This window comes from Micromonospora cynarisoli, assembly GCF_030518815.1.
Taxonomy (GTDB): Bacteria; Actinomycetota; Actinomycetes; order Mycobacteriales; family Micromonosporaceae; genus Micromonospora; species Micromonospora wenchangensis.
This window is the reverse complement of sequence record NZ_CP130426.1, coordinates 5,226,036-5,244,945: the sequence shown is the minus strand read 5'-3', so window position 1 is coordinate 5,244,945 and position 18,910 is coordinate 5,226,036. Positions and strand designations below refer to the sequence as shown.

The 18,910-nt window shown below is 70.7% G+C and carries 16 protein-coding genes; all 16 read right to left on the bottom strand.

Annotated features, from left to right (window positions below; genetic code table 11):
- Window positions 1-16: 16 nt before the first annotated feature.
- Window positions 17-1,099: a polyprenyl synthetase family protein gene (locus tag Q2K16_RS22850; RefSeq protein ID WP_302740028.1), complete on the bottom strand. Its 1,083-nt coding sequence runs from the start codon at window positions 1,097-1,099 to the stop codon at window positions 17-19.
- Between the two features lie 90 nt (window positions 1,100-1,189).
- Entirely contained in the window at window positions 1,190-2,743 is a 1,554-nt protein-coding gene (nuoN, locus tag Q2K16_RS22845) for an NADH-quinone oxidoreductase subunit NuoN (protein ID WP_145917473.1), read from the bottom strand.
- 64 nt (window positions 2,744-2,807) lie between these two features.
- Window positions 2,808-4,340, bottom strand: a complete 1,533-nt coding sequence (locus Q2K16_RS22840) for an NADH-quinone oxidoreductase subunit M (protein ID WP_302740026.1) — start codon at window positions 4,338-4,340, stop codon at window positions 2,808-2,810.
- Between the two features lie 64 nt (window positions 4,341-4,404).
- A complete protein-coding gene (gene nuoL, locus Q2K16_RS22835) occupies window positions 4,405-6,363 on the bottom strand; it encodes an NADH-quinone oxidoreductase subunit L (RefSeq protein ID WP_302740024.1) in 1,959 nt (652 codons plus the stop codon).
- Between the two features lie 12 nt (window positions 6,364-6,375).
- Entirely contained in the window at window positions 6,376-6,675 is a 300-nt protein-coding gene (gene nuoK, locus Q2K16_RS22830; protein ID WP_067300503.1) for an NADH-quinone oxidoreductase subunit NuoK, read from the bottom strand.
- A 115-nt stretch (window positions 6,676-6,790) separates the two neighbouring features.
- Entirely contained in the window at window positions 6,791-7,561 is a 771-nt protein-coding gene (locus Q2K16_RS22825; protein ID WP_088646150.1) for an NADH-quinone oxidoreductase subunit J, read from the bottom strand.
- Window positions 7,558-8,196 (bottom strand): NADH-quinone oxidoreductase subunit NuoI, encoded by a 639-nt coding sequence (gene nuoI, locus Q2K16_RS22820; protein WP_067300509.1) that lies wholly within the window; start codon window positions 8,194-8,196, stop codon window positions 7,558-7,560. The genes Q2K16_RS22825 and nuoI overlap by 4 nt, the downstream gene beginning before the upstream one ends.
- 1 nt (window position 8,197) lies before the next feature.
- Window positions 8,198-9,547: an NADH-quinone oxidoreductase subunit NuoH gene (nuoH, locus tag Q2K16_RS22815; RefSeq protein ID WP_302740020.1), complete on the bottom strand. Its 1,350-nt coding sequence runs from the start codon at window positions 9,545-9,547 to the stop codon at window positions 8,198-8,200.
- Window positions 9,544-11,970, bottom strand: coding sequence for an NADH-quinone oxidoreductase subunit G (locus tag Q2K16_RS22810; RefSeq protein WP_302740018.1), 2,427 nt, complete (start codon window positions 11,968-11,970; stop codon window positions 9,544-9,546). Before Q2K16_RS22810 ends, nuoH begins: the two co-directional genes overlap by 4 nt.
- Window positions 11,970-13,286 carry an NADH-quinone oxidoreductase subunit NuoF gene (gene nuoF, locus Q2K16_RS22805; RefSeq protein WP_302740016.1) on the bottom strand — a complete coding sequence of 439 codons (1,317 nt, stop codon included), beginning with the start codon at window positions 13,284-13,286 and terminating at the stop codon, window positions 11,970-11,972. The genes Q2K16_RS22810 and nuoF overlap by 1 nt, the downstream gene beginning before the upstream one ends.
- Complete coding sequence (gene nuoE / locus Q2K16_RS22800) at window positions 13,283-14,383, bottom strand: NADH-quinone oxidoreductase subunit NuoE (RefSeq protein WP_302740014.1); 1,101 nt, start codon at window positions 14,381-14,383, stop codon at window positions 13,283-13,285. Before nuoE ends, nuoF begins: the two co-directional genes overlap by 4 nt.
- Window positions 14,380-15,705 (bottom strand): NADH-quinone oxidoreductase subunit D, encoded by a 1,326-nt coding sequence (locus Q2K16_RS22795; protein WP_302740012.1) that lies wholly within the window; start codon window positions 15,703-15,705, stop codon window positions 14,380-14,382. The genes nuoE and Q2K16_RS22795 overlap by 4 nt, the downstream gene beginning before the upstream one ends.
- The gene (locus Q2K16_RS22790) at window positions 15,702-16,433 is read right to left on the bottom strand and encodes an NADH-quinone oxidoreductase subunit C (protein WP_302740010.1); all 732 of its coding nucleotides are present in this window, start codon (window positions 16,431-16,433) and stop codon (window positions 15,702-15,704) included. Before Q2K16_RS22790 ends, Q2K16_RS22795 begins: the two co-directional genes overlap by 4 nt.
- Window positions 16,430-17,107 (bottom strand): NuoB/complex I 20 kDa subunit family protein, encoded by a 678-nt coding sequence (locus Q2K16_RS22785; RefSeq protein ID WP_302740008.1) that lies wholly within the window; start codon window positions 17,105-17,107, stop codon window positions 16,430-16,432. Before Q2K16_RS22785 ends, Q2K16_RS22790 begins: the two co-directional genes overlap by 4 nt.
- A gap of 14 nt (window positions 17,108-17,121) precedes the next feature.
- A complete protein-coding gene (locus Q2K16_RS22780; protein WP_067300536.1) occupies window positions 17,122-17,487 on the bottom strand; it encodes an NADH-quinone oxidoreductase subunit A in 366 nt (121 codons plus the stop codon).
- 136 nt (window positions 17,488-17,623) lie between these two features.
- The gene (locus Q2K16_RS22775; RefSeq protein WP_302740004.1) at window positions 17,624-18,898 is read right to left on the bottom strand and encodes a geranylgeranyl reductase family protein; all 1,275 of its coding nucleotides are present in this window, start codon (window positions 18,896-18,898) and stop codon (window positions 17,624-17,626) included.
- Window positions 18,899-18,910 lie beyond the last annotated feature (12 nt).

Here is an 18,910-nt window from a genome sequence, read left to right as displayed (position 1 = left end):
CGGGGCGGTACGCGGGTCAGCCGGTGCGGTCGGCGATGTAGTCGCAGAGCGATTCCAGCGCCTGCCGGGCCGGAATCCGCGGCAGCGGCGACAACCGGGCGCGGGCGTCCTCGGCGTAGCTGCGGACGGTCTCCCGGGCCCGCTTGAGCGCCGGGGACTCCCGGAGCAGGCCGAGCGCCTCGGCGTGCAGCGCGTCGTCGACCAGCGGGCCGGTGGCCAGGATCTCCCGCAGCCGCACCGAGGCCGCGTCGGAGTCGTCGCCGGCCAGCGCGTAGAGCACCGGCAGGGTCGGCACCCCCTCCCGCAGGTCGGTGCCGGGTGTCTTGCCCGACTGCACCGACTCGGAGGAGATGTCGAGCAGGTCGTCGGAGAGCTGGAAGGCCACCCCGATGGTCTCGCCGTAGCCGGCGAGGGCCTCGGTGTGCTCCTCGGACGCCCCACCGAACATGCCGCCGAAGCGGGCCGAGGTGGCGATCAGCGAACCCGTCTTGTCGGCGATCACCCGCAGGTAGTGGTCGACCGGGTCCTCCGTGCGGGGGCCGACGGTCTCGGCGATCTGCCCGTGCACGAGCCGGGCGAAGGTGCGCGCCTGGAGCCGTACCGCCTCGGGACCGAGGTCGGCGGCGATGTCGGCGGCCCGCGCGAAGAGGTAGTCGCCGACCAGGATGGCCACCGAGTTGGTCCAGCGGGAGTTCGCGCTGGGCGCGCCCCGCCGCACGGCGGCCTCGTCCATCACGTCGTCGTGGTAGAGGGTGGCGAGGTGGGTGAGTTCCATCACCACGGCCGCGGGCACCACCTGCGGGCCCGCCGGGTCGCCGAACTGCGCGCCCAGCGCCACCAGCAACGGCCGGAACCGCTTGCCACCCGCCTCGACCAGGTGCCGGGCCGCCTCGGTGACGAGCGGGTCGGCGCTGGACACGCTGGCCCGCAGCTCCACCTCGACGTCGTCCAGCAGGCCCAGCACGGACGCCTCGACCCGCGGATCGGCCAGATGCACGCCGAGCGCGCCGACCTGACCCGTGCCCGCCCGACCCCGACGACCACCGGAGCCGACGGCACCTGAACGCTCCCCCGCCGGAATCACCACACCATCAACCATGCCACACCCGTTCGACCTGCTCCGGACGGGGGATACGGCCGTGGGGCCGGTACGCCTGCGCGCACCGGCCCCACGGTCGTACGGAACGGATCACCTGACGAATGCTGCCGCGTCCGTCGCCAGGTCGAGCAGGGGCGCCGGCAGCACGCCGAGGATCAGGGTGGCGGCCACCCCGATCATCAGCGCGGTGGCGGTCAGCCCGCCCGGCACCGCGACGGTCGGGGTGGTCTCGCCCGGCTCGGAGAGCCACATCATCACCACGACCCGCAGGTACGGGAAGGCCAGCACCATGCTGGTCAGCACACCGGCCACCACCAGCCAGGCGTGCCCGCTCTCCAGCGCCGGGCCGAAGACCGCGAACTTGCTCATGAAGCCGCTGGTCAACGGGATACCGGCGAAGGCCAGCAGGATGAAGGTGAAGACCCCGGCGTAGAACGGCGAGCGGCGGCCCAGCCCGGCCCAGCGGGACAGGTGGGTGGCCTCCCCGTCGGCGTCCCGGACCAGGGTCACCACGGCGAACGCGGCGAGCACCGAGAAGCCGTACGCGGCCAGGTAGAACATCGTGCCGGAGACGCCCGCGCCGGTCGGGGCGAGCACCCCGACGAGCAGGTAGCCGGCGTTGGCGATCGACGAGTACGCCAGCAGCCGCTTGATGTCGGTCTGGGTGACCGCCAGCACCGCGCCGATCAGCATGGTGAGCACCGCCACCACCCCGAGGACCGGGGTGAAGTCCCAGGCCGCCTGGTCGAACGCCACGTGGAAGACCCGCAGCAGGGCACCGAACGCGGCCACCTTCGTGCAGGCCGCCATGAAGCCGGTGACCGGGGTGGGCGCGCCCTGGTAGACGTCCGGGGTCCAGACGTGGAACGGGGCGGCGGCGGCCTTGAACAGCAGGCCGATGGCGATCAGCGCCATCCCGGCGAAGAGCAGCACCTCGCTGGACGGGGACTCGTTCACCGCGGCGTGCACGGTGGCGAAGTCGACGCCCGCCGAACGGCCCGGGATGCCGGCGGTGAAGCCGTACACCAGGGCCACGCCGAACAGGAAGAACGCCGAGGCGTACGCGCCGAGCAGGAAGTACTTCATCGCCGCCTCCTGGCTCAGCAGCCGCCGGCGACGGGCCAGCGCGCAGAGCAGGTAGAGCGGCAGGGAGAAGACCTCCAGCGCGATGAACATGGTCAGCAGGTCGTTCGCCGCCACGAAGATCAGCATGCCGCCGATCGCGAAGCTGGTCAGCGGGTAGACCTCGGTCGCCCCGTTGCGTCCCTCGGCCTGCTGCCGGTCGTCGGCCGACTCGGCGGTCACCGCCGCCTGGGCGACGAATGCGCCGCCGCGCTCCACCGACCGCTCACCGATCAGCAGCAACGCCATCGCCGCGAGCACCAGGATGGTGCCCTGGAGGAAGAGGGTGGGGCCGTCCACCGCCAGCGCCCCGCCCGCCGTGACCAGCCGGGCGTCGGCGCTGAGCACCACCATCACCAGCGCGGCGAGCACCGCCAGCAGGGACAGCGAGAGCTGCACCAGGTGCCGGCGGCGGCGCGGCACGAACGCCTCCACCAGGACACCGAGCAGGGCGACCCCCAGCATGATCAGGATCGGGGAGATCGCCGCGTAGTCGATCGACGGCAACTTGAGTTCGGTCATCGCAGATGCTGCCTTTCGCCCGCGACTGCGGGGCTCACTCGCTGCGCCCGTTCGCTCCTCGCGCTCACTGTGCAGCCTCCTGGACGCTGCCGACCTCGGGGGCGGGATCGGTCTTGCCGACGTCCTGCATGGTCGCCTGGACGGCGGGGTTGATCACATCGGTGACCGGCTTCGGATAGAAGCCGAGCAGCACGATCAGGGCGATCAGCGGGGCGACCACGACCTTCTCGCGCAGGGTGAGGTCGCGGTGCATCGCCTTGACCTCGGTCAACTCCGGGTTGAGCGTGCCCTGGGTGGTGCGCTGCACCATCCACAGCACGTACGCGGCGGCCAGGACGATGCCCAGCGTGGCGATCACCGCGACCGGCTTGTTCACCGTGAAGGTGCCGATCAGCACCAGGAACTCGGAGACGAACGGCGCGGTGCCGGGCAGCGCCAGCGAGGCCAGACCGGCGAAGAAGAGCACCCCGGCCAGCAGCGGGACCAGCTTGCCCGCCCCGCCGAAGTCGGAGATCAGCGACGATCCCCGGCGGGCGATGAGCATCCCGACGACCAGGAACAGCAGGCCGGTGGCGAGCCCGTGGTTGAGCATGTAGAGCACCGCGCCGGTGCCCGCCTGGGTGGTGAAGGCGAAGATGCCGACTCCGATGAACCCGAAGTGCGCGATCGAGGTGTACGACACCAGCCGCTTCAGGTCGGACTGGCCGACGGCGAGCAACGCGGCGTACAGGATGCCGATCAGCCCCAGCGCCAGCGCCCACGGGGCGAACCACTTCGACGCCTCCGGGAACAGCGGCAGGCAGTACCGCAGGATGCCGAACGTGCCGACCTTGTCCAGCACGCCCACCAGCAGCGCGGCGGCACCCGCCGGGGCGGCCCGACCGGCGTCCGGCAGCCAGGTGTGGAACGGGAAGAACGGCGCCTTGATCGCGAAGGCGAGGAAGAAGCCGAGGAACAGCCAGCGCTCGGTGCCGGTGGAGATGTCCACCTGGGTCAGCGTCTGCCAGTCGAAGGTCTTGCCGCCGACCACCCACAGGCCGATCACCGCGGCCAGCATGAACAGGCCGCCGACCAGCGAGTAGAGGAAGAACTTCACCGCCGCGTACTGCCGCTGGTGGCCGCCGTAGCTGCCGATCAGGAAGTACATCGGCACCAGCATGACCTCGAAGAACACGTAGAACAGGAAGACGTCGGCGGCGGCGAAGACGCCGATCATCGTGGATTCGAGGACGAGCAGCAGGGCGAAGTAGGCAGGCACCGACCGCTTCGACGCGTCGGCGTCGTGCCAGGAGGCCAGGATCACCAGCGGCACCAGCACCGCGATCAGCATCAGCATGACCAGCGCGATGCCGTCGACGGCGAAGGTGAAGTTGACGTCCCAGGTGGGGATCCACGGGTACGACTCGCGGAACTGGAGCCGGTCACCGTCGGCGGAGAACGAAACCCACATCACCACCGACAGCGCCAGCACCAGCAGCGACCAGCCGAACGCCACCTGCTTGGCCAGGTCGGGCCGGCGACGCGGCAGGAAGGCCACGACCAGGGCGCCGACCAGCGGTGCCACGGTCAGCACCGAGAGGAACGGGAAGTTGGACATTATGCGGCCTTACCTCCGTCGTGGATGCGGGGCCCGCCGGCGGGGGCGGTCGCATTGAGGTCGATCACGCCAGCCACCCCGCCTGCACCGCCAGGAACGCCGCTACCACGAGCAGCGCGCCGGTCAGGATCGAGGTGGCGTACGACCGGACGAAGCCGGTCTGCCACCGCCGGAGCCGACCCGAACCGCCCCCGACCCCGGCGGCCAGGCCGTTGACCAGCCCGTCGACGCCCCGGTTGTCGAGGAAGACCAGCGCCCGGGTGAGGAAGATGCCCGGCTTCTCGAAGACCACCTCGTTGAAGGCGTCCGTGTAGAGGTTGCGCCGGGCGGCGGTGACCAGCACCCCGGCGGGCTGCGGCGCGGTGGCCGTGCCGTTGCGGAACAGCGCCCAGGCCAGACCGGCACCGAGCACCGTCACCACCAGCGACAGCGTGGTCAGCAGCCAGTGCGGCAGCACCGCGGCGTGCTCGGCGTGCTCGCCGCCCAGCCCGGCGGTGGCGGTCAGCCAGTCCGGTACGGACGTGGCGAGCAGGAAACCGGCACCGACCGAGCCGATCGCCAGCAGGATCAGCGGGATGGTCATCAGCTTCGGCGACTCGTGCGGGTGCTCGATGTCCTCGGTCCACCGCTTCGGGCCGTGGAAGGTCAGCACGAACAACCGGGTCATGTAGAAGGCGGTCAGCCCCGCGCCGAGCAGCGCCGCCCCGCCGAACAGCCAGGCCGTCCAGCCCTCCCGCTCGAACGCGGCCACGATGATCGGCTCCTTGGAGAAGAAGCCGGAGAACGGGAACATGCCGATGATGGCGAGCCAGCCCATCATGAAGGTGATCCAGGTGATCTTCATGTACTTCGACAGCCCGCCGAAGCGGCGGATGTCCACCTGGTCGTTCATGCCGTGCATGACCGAGCCGGCGCCGAGGAACATGTTGGCCTTGAAGAAGCCGTGCGCCAGCAGGTGCACGATGGCCAGCGCGTACGCCGCGCCGCCGAGGCCCACGCCGAGGAACATGTAACCGATCTGGCTGACCGTCGACCAGGCCAGCACCCGCTTGATATCGTCCTTGGCCGCGCCGATGACGCAGCCCATCAGCAGGGTCAGCGCGCCGACGCTGACCACCACGAGCTGGAGGGTCTCGTTGGCCGAGAAGATCGGGTTGGACCTGGCGATCAGGTAGACGCCCGCGGTGACCATGGTGGCGGCGTGGATGAGCGCCGACACCGGGGTCGGGCCCTCCATCGCGTCCGGCAGCCACGCCTGGAGCGGGAACTGACCGGACTTGCCGGCCGCGCCGAGCAGCAGCAGCAGACCCAGCACCAGCACCGTGCCGCTGGCCAGCCCGCCGACGGAGGAGAAGACCTCGTCGTACTGGGTGGTGCCGAGGGTGGCGAACAGGATGAAGATGCCGATCGCCAGGCCGGCGTCACCGACCCGGTTCATCAGGAACGCCTTCTTACCGGCGGTGGCCGCGCTCGGCCGCCCGTACCAGAAGGAGATCAGCAGGTACGACGCCAGACCGACGCCCTCCCAGCCGAAGTAGAGCATCACGTAGTTGTTGCCGAGCACCAGCAGCAGCATCGCGGCGACGAAGAGGTTGAAGTACGCGAAGAACCGTCGCCGGCCCTCGTCGTGCGCCATGTACTCGACCGCGTAGAGGTGGATCAGGAGACCCACCCCGGTGATCAGCAGGACGAAGACCGCGGCCAACGGGTCGAAGAGCAGACCGAAGTCGACCCGCAGGTCACCGACCGTGATGAAGTCCCAGAGGCTCAGCTCGACGGACTTGTTCTCCAGCCCGCGCAGCTGGAAGAACGAGGTGAGCCCCAGCACGAACGCGGCACCGATCGCGGCCACGCCCAGCCAGTGCCCCCACCGGTCGGCCCGCCGGCCGAGCAGCAGCAGGATCGCCGCGCTGGCCAACGGGATCGCCACCAGCAGCCAGACGCTGCTCAGCAGGCCGTCCGCCGCCGCGTAGGTGACGGCGCCGGTCGGCTCTGCCTGGGCGTACGTCAGAATCTCATCCACCGCAGGGCCCCTTTAGTACTTCAGCAGGTTGGCGTCGTCGACGCTCGCGGAGCGCCGGGTCCGGAAGATCGACATGATGATCGCGAGCCCGACCACGACCTCGGCCGCCGCCACCACCATCACGAAGAACGCCATGATCTGTCCGTTGAGGTCACCGTTGATCCGGCTGAAGGTGACCAGCGTCAGGTTGGCCGCGTTGAGCATCAGCTCGACGCACATGAACAGCACGATCGCGTTACGCCGCACCAGCACGCCGACCGCACCGACGGTGAACAGCACCGCGGCCAGGATCAGGTAGTAGTCGGGGGTCACCGGACCGACCTTTCGTTCGCGACTGCGGGGCTCCGCTTCGCTGCACTCCTCGCGCTCACCGAGGCCACGCCGCCGTTCGCGACTGCGGGGCTCCGCTTCGCTGCACTCCTCGCGCTCACCGTTCCGTCCCCTTCAGGGTGGTTTCCTCGGCGGTCAGCTCCCGCTGCGGCAGGATCGCCGGGGTGCTGCGGTCGGTCAGCCGGCCGTCGGGCAGCCGGGCCGGGGTGGCCACCGAGGAGGAGGTGGCGAAGACGCCCGGACCGGGCTTCGGACCGGGGTAGTTGCCGGGGCGGAACCGGGCCTTCATCGTGGCGACCTGGTCCATCTTGTCTTCCTTGCGCCGCTCGATGTGCGCCAGCACCATCGCCCCGATCGCCGCCGTGATCAGCAGCGCGGAGGTCAACTCGAAGGCGAGGACGTACTTGGTGAACAGCAGCCGGGCGATGCCCTGCACGTTGCCCTCCGCGTTGGCCTGGTCAAGGCCGACGGCGGTGACCCCGTTCAGCGCCCGGTACAGGCCGGTGCCGACCAGCCCGGCGAAGCCGAGCCCGAGCACCACCGCGGCGACCCGCTGGCCGCGCAGCGTCTCGATCAGCGAGTCGGAGGCGTCCCGGCCGACCAGCATCAGCACGAACAGGAACAGCATCATGATCGCGCCGGTGTAGACGATGATCTGCACCATGCCGATGAACGGCCCGGCCTGGAGCACGTAGAACACGCCCAGGCAGAGCATGGTGAGCACCAGGAACAGCGCCGAGTGCACGGCGTTGCGCGCCCAGACCATGCCGATCGCGCCGATCAGCGCCAGCGGGGCGAGGATCCAGAAGGTGACCTCCTCGCCCCCGGACACCTGGCCCGCCGCGGCGAGCACCGTGGACGTGTTCATGCTCCGGCTCCCTTGCCCGCCGCCCGCTGGGCCGCCTGCTCGGCACCCGGGAAGGTGACCCCGGGGTGCTCCTCGACCCGGTAGCGGCCGGGCCCCATCGGCGACTGCTCGGCACCTGCCGAGGTGCCCGGGTTGGTCAGCGCGCCGACGTAGTAGTCCTTCTCGCTGTCACCGAGCCGCATCGGGTGCGGCGGCTGCTCCATGCCTTCGAGCAGCGGAGCGAGCAACTGCTCCTTGGTGAAGATCAGGTCCTGCCGGTTGTCCCGGGCCAGCTCGTACTCGTTGCTCATGGTCAGCGAACGGGTCGGGCAGGCCTCGATGCAGAGCCCGCAGAAGATGCACCGGGCGTAGTTGATCTGGTAGACGCTGGCGTACCGCTCGCCCGGCGAGAAGCGCTGCTCGTCGGTGTTGTCGCCACCCTCGACGTAGATCGCGTCCGCCGGGCAGGCCCAGGCGCACAGCTCGCAGCCGATGCACTTCTCCAGGCCGTCCGGGTGCCGGTTGAGGATGTGCCGCCCGTGGTAGCGCGGCGCCGAGACCGGCGGCTTGAACGGGTAGTCGGTGGTGACGACCTTCCTGAACATGTGCGAGAAGGTGACCCCGAAGCCCTTGAACGTTCCGGTGATCGCGCCCACGTCACACCTCCCTGGAGTCCGAGCCGGTGGCGATGTTGGCCGGCTCCCGCTCGGCGACCACGCGCTTGGTGCGCGGGCTCGGTGGTACCTGTAGATCCAGCGGGGGCAGCGGGAAGCTGCCGTACGGCCGGTTGTCGGCCTGTTCCTGCGGGGTCGGCTTCGGGGCCGGCTTGCGGCTCGGCCACAGCAGCGTCGCGAGCAGCAGCACGCCCGCGCCGATGGCGGTGGCCAGCAGCCGGTCCCGCGACTGCCAGTCCTCGATGGAGCGCAGCCCGGAAAGGACGAGGATCCAGACCAGGTTGATCGGCAGCAGCACCTTCCAGCCGAAGCGCATGAACTGGTCGTAGCGCAGCCGGGGCAGGGTGCCCCGCAGCCAGACGAAGACGAAGACCAGCAGCAGCACCTTGCCGAAGAACCAGAGCATCGGCCACCAGCCGGTGTTGGCGTCGGCCCACAGGGTGATCGGCCAGGGGGCCCGCCAGCCGCCGAGGAACAGCGTCGTGGTCACCGCGGACATGGTCACCATGGCGACGTACTCGGAGAGCATGAACAGCGCGAACTTCAGCGAGCTGTACTCGGTCATGAAGCCGGCGACCAGCTCCGACTCCGCCTCGGGCAGGTCGAACGGCGCCCGGTTGGTCTCGCCGACGGTGGCGATGAAGAAGATGATGAAGCTGGGCAGCAGCAGGATCGCGTACCAGCCAGGTGCGGGGATCTCGACTCCGGCGATGGTGAGCCGGGTGGCGTCCCCCTGGGCGGCGACGATCCCGCTGGTGGACATGGTGCCGGCGGTCATGAACACCGCCACGATGCTCAGCCCCATCGCCACCTCGTACGAGATCATCTGGGCGCTGGAGCGCAGGCCGCCGAGCAGCGGGTACGTCGAGCCGGAGGCCCAGCCGCCGAGCACGATGCCGTAGACGGCCAGCGACGAGCAGGCCAGCAGCACCAGCACCGCCACCGGCACGTCGGTGACCTGCAACGGCGTCCGGTGGCCGAAGATGCTCACCATCGGGCCGAACGGGATCACCGACAGCGCGGTGACCGCACAGACCACCGAGATGACAGGCGCGAAGAAGTAGACGACCTTGTCGGCGGCCTTCGGGAGGATGTCCTCCTTGAAGGCCATCTTGAGGCCGTCGGCGAGGGTCTGGAGCAGGCCGAACGGGCCGACCTGGTTGGGGCCGGGCCGGACCTGCATGTAGCCGACGACCCGCCGCTCGAACCAGACGCCGAGCAGGGTGGCGAGCAGACCGAAGACGAAGGCAAAGACGATCTTGATAAGGACCAGCCACCACGGGTCCCTGCCGAAGTCCGCAAGTGTCGGGTCCTGCGCCAGGAGGGTGTTCACTGTGCACCTCCGGAGATCCGTACCACCGTGCCGGACGCGACGCCGAGGCTGCGCCGTACGGTCGAACCGGGCGAGTTGGTCGGCAGCCAGACGACGCCGTCGGGCATCTCGGTGATGGCCGCCGGCAGGGTGACCGCACCCCGGTCGGTGCCCACCGTGACCGGGTCACCGTCGGCGACACCGAGCGTCTCGGCGGTGCCCTTGCCCAGCCGGACCACCGGCGGGCGGGCGGTGCCGGCGAGGTGCTCGTCGCCGTCGGTGAGGCTGCCCAGGTCGATGAGCTGGTGCCAGGTCGCCAGCACCGCCTCGCCCGCACCCGGCTGGGGCACGGTCGCCGGGGCGACCGACGGGCTGACCGGCCGGTCCGCCCGGGTCGGCGGCAGCGCGCCCAGCTCCCGGCGGATGCTCGACACGTCGCCGGTGCCGAGCCGGACGTCGAGCTGCGCGGCGATCGCGTCCAGCACCCGGGCGTCGGTCATCGCCGCCGTGTGCAGCACCGCCTCGAAGGTGCGCAGCCGGCCCTCCCAGTCGAGGAAGCTGCCGGCCTTCTCGACCACCGGTGCCACCGGCAGCACGACGTCGGCCCGGCGGGCCACCGCCGAGTTGCGCAGCTCCAGGCTGACCAGGAAGGGCACCGCGTCGAGCGCCTGCTCGGCCAGCCTCGGGTCGGCCAGGTCGGCCGGGTCCACGCCGGCCACCACCAGGGCGCCGAGCTGGCCGTTCGCGGCGGCGGCCAGGATCTGGTCGGTGTCCCGACCGGCCTGGCTGGGGATCACCCCGGCCGGGATGTCCCACGCCTCGCCCAGTTCGGCGCGGGCCGACGGCTCGGTCACCGGACGCCCACCGGGCAGCAGGTTGGGCAGGCAGCCCGCGTCGACCGCCCCCCGGTCACCCGCGCGCCGCGGCACCCAGGCCAGCTTCGCACCGGTACGCCGGGCGACGTCCGCGGCGGCGGAGAGGCCACCGGGCACGCCGGCCAGCCGCTCGCCGACGAACAGGATCGCGCCCTCGGCGCTCAGCGCCTCGGCCACCGTGTCGTGCTCGGCGAGCACGCTCGCCTCCTCGCCCGGCACCACCCGGGCCAGCTTGGCCCCGAGCTTCTCCAGGCCCCGGGTGGCGAACGGGGCGATCGCGTAGACCGTCAGCTTCTTCTTCAGGTACGCCTTGCGCAGCCGCAGGAAGAGGATCGGGCACTCCTCCTCCGGCTCCAGCCCGACCAGCACCACCGTGGACGCCTTCTCCACGTCGGCGTAGGTCACGTCGGTGACCCCGGCGACGGTGCTGGCCAGGAAGTCGGACTCCTCGCGGGAGACCGGCCGGGCCCGGAAGTCGATGTCGTTGGTGTTCAGGGCGACCCGGGCGAACTTCGCGTACGCGTAGGAGTCCTCGACGGTCAGCCGGCCACCGGTCAGCACCGCCGTGCCGCGCCCCTCGTCGCGGGCGGCCCGCAGCCCGTCGGCGGCCCGGGTCAGCGCCTCACTCCAGGACGCCTCCCGCAGCTCACCGGACTTCTCGTCGCGGACCAGCGGGGTGGTGAGCCGGTCGAAGGCGCGGGTGTACTGGAAGCCCCACCGCCCCTTGTCGCAGTTCCACTCCTCGTTGACCTGCGGGTCGTCCCCGGCGAGGCGACGCAGCACCTTGCCCCGCCGCCAGTCGGTGCGCTGCGCGCAGCCGGCCGAGCAGTGCTCGCAGACGCTCGGGCTGGAGACCAGGTCGAACGGGCGGGCCCGGAACCGGTACTGCGCCCCGGTGAGCGCGCCGACCGGGCAGATCTGCACGGTGTTGCCGGAGAAGTACGAGTTGAACGGGACGTCGCCGGAGTCGCCCTCCGCGCCGTACGCGTCGTCCCGGTAGATGTTGATCTCCTCGGCGGACGACCGGCCCATCAGGTCGATGAACTTGTCGCCGGCGATCTCCTCGGAGAACCGGGTGCAGCGCTGGCAGAGCACGCAGCGCTCCCGGTCGAGCAGCACCTGGGTGCTGATCTCCATCGGCTTCTCGTACTCCCGCTTGTGCTCGTGGAAGCGGGAGTCGGTACGGCCGGTGGACATCGCCTGGTTCTGTAGCGGGCACTCACCACCCTTGTCACACATCGGGCAGTCGAGCGGGTGGTTGACCAGCAGCAGCTCCATCACCCCCTCCTGCGCCTTCTTGGCGACCGGGGAGGTGAGCTGGGTGCGGACCACCATGCCCTCGGCGACGGTCTGGGTGCAGGAGGCGACCGGCTTACGCTGCCCCTCCACCTCGACCAGGCACTGCCGGCAGGCGCCGGCCGGGGCCAGCAGCGGGTGGTCGCAGAACCGGGGGATCTCGGTGCCCAACTGCTCGGCGACCCGGATCAGCAGCGCCCCCTTGGGGGCGGTGACCTCGACGCCGTCGATGGTGAGCGTTACGGTCTCGGCGGCCTTCGCCACGTCAGTCATCAGTGGGCTCCAACCAGCTGCTTGTCGGAGAGCTTCGGCGCGGTACGCCCCTCGATGTAGTCGAGGTAGTCCTGCTTGAAGTACTGCAACGACGAGGTCACCGAGCTGGTCGCGCCGTCACCCAGACCGCAGAACGAGCGGCCGAGGATGTTGTCGCAGGTGTCGAGCAGGGTGTCCAGGTCCTCGTGGGTGCCCTGGCCGGCGAGGATGCGCCGGTAGACCCGGACCATCCAGTAGTTGCCCTCCCGGCACGGGGTGCACTTGCCGCACGACTCGTGGTGGTAGAACTCCAGCCACCGGTAGGTCGCGTAGACCGGGCAGTCCTGGTCGGAGAAGATCTGGGTGGCCGTGGTGCCCAGGATCGAGCCGGCCGCCGCCACCCCCTCGAAGTCCAGCGGCACGTCCAGGTGCTCGGCGGTGAGCAGCGGGGTGGACGAGCCGCCAGGCGTCCAGAACCGGAGCTGGTGACCGGGCTGCATCCCGCCGGCCAGCTCGATCAGCTCCCGCAGGGTGACGCCCAGGCCGCACTCGAACTGGCCCGGGTTGACGATCCGGCCGGAGAGCGAGTAGATCATCGGGCCGGACGACTTCTCGGTGCCCATGGACTTCCACCAGTCCGCACCGCCCAGCACGATGTACGGCACGCTGGCGATGGTGCCGACGTTGTTGACCACCGTCGGGCTGGCGTACAGGCCGTGGGTGGCCGGGAACGGCGGGCGGAGCCGGGGCTGACCCCGGAACCCCTCCAGCGAGTCCAGCAGCGCCGTCTCCTCACCGCAGATGTACGCCCCGGCACCGGAGTGCACCACCAACTCCAGGTCGAACCCGGTGCCCAGGATGTTGCGCCCGAGGTAGCCCTTGGCCTGCGCCTCGGCCACCGCGTTGCGCAGCCGGCGGGCGGCGTGCACCGCCTCGCCCCGGATGTAGATGTAGGCCCGGCTGGCCCGGATCGCGTACGAGGCGATGATGACCCCCTCGACCAGCGAGTGCGGGTCGTGGGTCATCAGCGGCAGGTCCTTGCAGGTGCCCGGCTCGCCCTCGTCGGCGTTGACCACCAGGTAGTGCGGCTTGCCGTCGCCCTGCGGGATGAAGCCCCACTTCAGGCCGGTGGGGAAGCCCGCGCCACCCCGCCCGCGCAGACCGGAGTCCTTGATCAGCTGGATCAGGTCGTCCGGGTGGGCCTTGAGGGCCTTGCGCAGCGCGGCGTAGCCGTCGAGGTTCTCGTAGGTGCCGATCCGCCAGGCGTCCGGGGAGAGCCAGCGGCGGGTCAGCACCGGGGTCAGCTTGGCCAGGGTCTCCGGCCGGGGAGTGGTCACTTCTGGGCCCCCGTCTCGCTCGCGACGGCGGAGCCCGCGCCGGCAGCGCCCGTTTCCGCCTCGGCTTCCTTGAGGTTGCGCTCCTGCGCGCCGGCCTCGTCGCCGGCGGGCTTGCCGTCACCGGCGGGGGCGTTCGCGGCCACCCCGGCCGCCTGCGCCGCCTGCGCGTCGCGGGGGGCCGGTGGCGCGCCGTCGGTCGGGACCCGGGTGCCGGGGGCGTCCGGCACGGCGGTGGCCGCGTCGGGCTGCCGGGTCTCGGCGGTACGCACCTGCGGCGACTTGTCGTCCGGAGCCTTCACGTCCGGCGCGGTGCTGCCGCTGACCTGCTCCGGCTTCGCCGCCGGGGCGGCCGGCGCGGGGGCCTTGGCGGCCTCGGCCTTCGCCTTGGCCTCGGCGGCGGCCCGGTCGGCCTCGGCCTTGCTGCGGATCGGGGTCTTCGGGTCGTAGCCCGGTGCCGCGATGCCGTGCTGCTCGGCCAGACGCAGGCCACGCAGGGTGGCCTCGCCCGGTCCGCCGTCGGCGACCGCGCCCTCGCGCTCGTCGGCGAAGCCGGCGAGCTGGACGGCCATCTCCTTGAGGGTGCAGAGCCGGGCGCCCCGGGTCGGCATCGGCCGGCCCCCGGCACGCAGCTCGTCCACCACGCCGACCGCGCCCTGCGGGTCGACGCCGTCGAAGAAGTCGTAGTTGACTGTCATCACCGGGCCGTAGTCGCACGCCGCGAGGCACTCGGCGTGCTCCAGGGTGATCTTCCCGTCGGCGGTGGTCTCGTCGTGCCCGACGCCGAGGTGCTCGACGAGCGTGTCGTAGACCTCCTGCCCGCCGAGCACGTTGCACATCGTGTTGGTGCAGACGCTGACCAGGTAGTCACCGGTGGGCCGGCGCTTGTACATGGTGTAGAAGGTGGCCACCGCACCGACCTGGGCCTTGTTCAGCCCCAGCACCTCGGCGCAGAACGCCACCCCGGCCGGGGAGACGTAGCCCTCCTCGGCCTGCACCAGATGCAGCAGCGGCAGCAGCGCCGAGCGGGACCGGTCGGCCGGGTACCGGGCGATGATCTCCCGCGCCCGCTCGCGCGTGGTTTCGTTGAAGACGGTCATCGGTCACATCCACCCATCACGGGGTCCAGCGAGGCGCCACCGGCGATCACGTCGGCGATCAGGCCGCCCTCGGCCATCGCCGGAAGGGCCTGGAGATTGACGAAGCTCGGCTCCCGGTAGTGCACCCGGTACGGTCGGGTGCCGCCGTCGGAGACCGCGTGCACGCCCAGCTCGCCCCGGGGCGACTCGATGCCTACGTACACCTGGCCCGGCGGGACCCGGAAGCCCTCGGTGACCAGCTTGAAGTGGTGGATCAGCGACTCCATCGACTGACCCATGATCTTGGCGACGTGCTCCAGCGAGTTGCCCATGCCGTCCACGCCGATGGCGAGCTGCGCCGGCCAGGCGATCTTGCGGTCGGCCACCATCACCGGGCCCGGCCGCAGCCGGTCCAACGCCTGCTCGACCAGCTTGAGCGACTCCCGGATCTCGGCGAGCCGGACCAGGTAGCGGCCCCAGACGTCGCCGTCCGGGTGGGTCGGCACGTCGAACTCGTACGTCTCGTAGCCGCAGTACGGCATGGTCTTGCGCAGGTCCCAGGCCAGGCCGGCGGAGCGCAGCACCGGACCGGTGACGCCGAGCGCGACACAGGCGGTCACGTCGAGCACCGCGACACCCTGGGTGCGCTCGGTCCAGATCGGCTGGCCGGAGAGGAGGTCCTCGTACTCCTTGAGCTTCTTCGGCATCATCTTCAGGAAGTCGCGGATCTTGACGATCGCGGCGTCCGGGACGTCCTGCGCCACCCCGCCGGGGCGGACGTACGCGTGGTTCATCCGCAGGCCGGTGATGGTCTCGAAGATGTCGAGGATGTATTCCCGCTCGCGGAAGCCGTACAGCATGATCGAGATCGCGCCCAGCTCCATGCCGGTGGTGGCCAGCCAGACCAGGTGCGAGGAGATCCGGTTCAGCTCCATCATCAGGACCCGGATCGTGGTGGCCCGCTCGGTGACGTCGTCGGTGATGCCGAGCAGCTTCTCCACCGCGAGGCTGTACGCCGTCTCGTTGAAGATCGGGGCGAGGTAGTCCATCCGGGTCACGAACGTCGAACCCTGCACCCAGTTGCGGTATTCGAGGTTCTTCTCGATGCCGGTGTGCAGGTAGCCGACGACCGAGCGGGCCTCGCGGACCGTCTCGCCCTCCAGCTCCAGGATCAGCCGGAGCACGCCGTGCGTCGACGGGTGCTGCGGACCCATGTTCACGACGATCCGCTCGTCGTTGATCGGGTCGGTGCCGGAGACGACCTGGTCCCAGTCCCCACCGGTGACGGTGAAGACCCGGCCCTCGGTGGTCTCCCGCTCGGTCGCGTAGTTGGACGTGGTCACTGGTACGACCTCCGGCGGTCCGGCGGCGGGATCTCCGCGCCCTTGTACTCGACGGGGACGCCGCCGAGCGGGTAGTCCTTGCGCTGCGGGTGGCCCTCCCAGTCGTCGGGCATCAGGACCCGGGTCAGGTTGGGGTGGCCGTCGAAGATGACCCCGAACATGTCGTACGCCTCGCGCTCCTGCCAGTCGGCCGTCGGGTAGACGGAGGTGACGCTGGGCAGGTGCGGGTGCTCGGCGGAGACGGCCGCCTCCAGCCGGACCCGACGCCGGTAGGTCATCGAGGTGAGCTGGTAGACCACGTGCAGCCGGCGCTCGTCGGCACCGAGGTAGTCCACTCCGGACACCGAGGAGCACAGCTCGAAGCGCAGCGCGAGGTCGTCCCGCATCACCTGGCACACCTCGGCGATCCGCTCCGGGCGGACGTGCAGGGTCAGTTCGCCCCGGTCGACGACGACCTTCTCGATCGCGTCGCCGAACTGCGGGTACGCCTCCTCCAGCGCGTCCCGCACCTCGTCGAAGTAGCCCCCGTACGGTCGGGGGGCCTCCTCGATCGGGGTGCGCTGGCGGACCAGGCCGCCGTAGCCGGACACGTCACCGGTGCCCTGCATGCCGAACATGCCGCGCCCGGCGGGGCTGGACGGCGGCAGCTCGGCGGGAGCACCGCTCGTCGCACCGGCCGGGGTGACAGGTACCGGCACCCCGCCGTCGTTGGTGCGGTCGTCGGTCACTTCGGGCCCCCCTGCGACTGGAGGTGGTTCTGGGCGTTCATCCAGTTCTCGATCCGCAACTGCTCCTCGCGCCCCTCGCGGACCGCCTTCGTCCACTCGGCACGGCGGGCCTTGTCGTTGCGGTACGACGACGGCATCGAGCCGTACGGCACCACGGGCACGTCGCCGCGCTCCAGGCGGGCCGCCTGCATCTTGCGGCCGTTCGGGCCCAGCGGCTCGTACATGATCTTCTCGCGGAGCTTGAGGATCGCGTCGATGAGCATCTCGGGGCGGGGCGGGCAGCCCGGCAGGTACATGTCGACCGGGACGACGTGGTCGACGCCCTGGACGATCGCGTAGTTGTTGAACATGCCGCCGCTGCTGGCGCAGACGCCCATGGAGAGCACCCAGCGGGGCTCGGCCATCTGGTCGTAGATCTGGCGCAGGACCGGGGCCATCTTCTGGCTCACCCGGCCGGCCACGATCATCAGGTCGGCCTGGCGCGGCGAGGCGCGGAAGACCTCCATGCCCCAGCGGCCCATGTCGTAGTGCGGGCCACCGGCCGCCATCATCTCGATGGCGCAGCAGGCCAGGCCGAAGGTGGCGCCCCAGACGGACGACTTCCGCGACCAGTTGACCAGCTTCTCCACGGAGGTGAGCAGGACGCCGGCGGGGAGTTTCTCCTCGATGCCCATCTGACGTTCCTCCCTCAGTCCCAGTCCAGCCCGCCGCGCCGCCACACGTAGGCGTACGCGACGAAGACCGCGACGATGAACAGGACCATCTCCACGAAGCCGAAGATCGGCAGGGCGTCGAAGGAGACCGCCCAGGGGTAGAGGAAGATGATCTCGATATCGAAGACGATGAAGAGCATCGCCGTCAGGTAGAACTTGATCGGGAACCGTCCACCGCCCACGGGCTGCGGGCTGGGCTCGATCCCACACTCGTACGCCTCGAGCTTGGCCTTGTTGTAGCGCCGGGGACCGGCGAAGCGGGCGGCGGCCACGGAGAACAGCGAGAACGCCGCGGCGAGGGCGAACAGCCCGATGATCGGTGCGTAAGGCGAGAGCGACATCTTTTCTCCTGCTCGTCCTTCCCCTGCCCCAGGTGCTTGACAAAATTCACACTATTCACGTCCCTCGTGACTGCCGTCAGCGGGGGTCGATCCCTGTCCGTGCCGGTGCCGCCGTTGGCCCTGGCCCGGTCACGCCTCACACGGCCGGGGCCGCCTTCGTCATCGCGTTGATGACCCGGTCCATCGCGTCCCCGCCGCGCGGGTCGGTCAGGTTGGCCAGCAGCTTGAGCACGAAGCGCATCAGCATCGGGTGCGGCATGCCGTGCCTGGTCGCCATCCGCATCACCTCGGGCCGGCCGATCAGCTTGACGAAGATCCCGCCGAGCCGGTAATAGCCACCGAACCGGGCCTTCAGCTCCTGCGGGTACGCGGTCAGCGCCCGCTCCCGCTCCGGGCCGGCCGGCCGGGCCAGCGCCTGCACGATGACCTCGGCGGCCAGCTCGCCGGACTCCATCGCGTACGCGATGCCCTCGCCGTTGAACGGGTTGACCATGCCGCCGGAGTCGCCGACCAGCAGGACCCCCCGGGTGTAGTGCGGCACCCGGTTGAAGCCCATCGGCAGCGCCGCGCCGAGGATCGGGCCGTCGGCGTTCGTCTCGTCGGTCATCCCCCAGTCCGCCGGGGTGTTGGCCAGCCAGTCGGTGAGCAGCCGCCGGTAGTTCGTCTTGCCGAACGCGGACGAGGAGTTGAGCACGCCGAGGCCGACGTTGACCCGGCCGTCGCCGAGGCCGAAGATCCAGCCGTAGCCGGGCAGCAGCGCGTCGCTGCCCTTGCTGCGCAGCTCCAGCCAGGACTCCAGGTAGTCGTCGTCGTGCCGGGCCGGCGAGCGGTAGTAGCGGCGGACGGCCACGCCGATCGGGCGGTCCTCCCGCTTGGCCAGGCCCAGGGCGAGCGGGAACCGGCCGGAGACGCCGTCCGCGGCGACCACCAGCGGGGCATGGAAGGTGGCCGGCTCCCGGTCCGGGCCGACCTCGGCGGTCACTCCGACCACCCGGTCGTCGCCGTCGAGCACCGGGCCGATGACGTTGACGTTGGTCCGCAGCTCGGCACCGGCGGAGACCGCCCGTTGGGCGAGCAGGTCGTCGAAGTCCAGCCTGGTCCGGACCAGGCCGTAGTTGGGGAAGCTGGCCAGGTCGGGCCAGTCCAGTTCGAGGCGTACCCCGCCGCCGATCACCCGCAGGCCCCTGTTGTGCAGCCAGCCGGCCTCGGTCGAGGTGTCCACGCCCATCCGGATGAGCTGCCGGGTCGCCCTGGGGGTGAGCCCGTCCCCGCACACCTTCTCGCGGGGGAACTCGGTCTTCTCCAGCAGCAGCACGCGTACGCCGTGCCGCGCCAGGTGGTACGCCGTCGCCGATCCACCGGGACCGGCGCCCACCACGATCACGTCGGCGTCGTTCTCCACCGATGTCATCTGCGCCTCCTC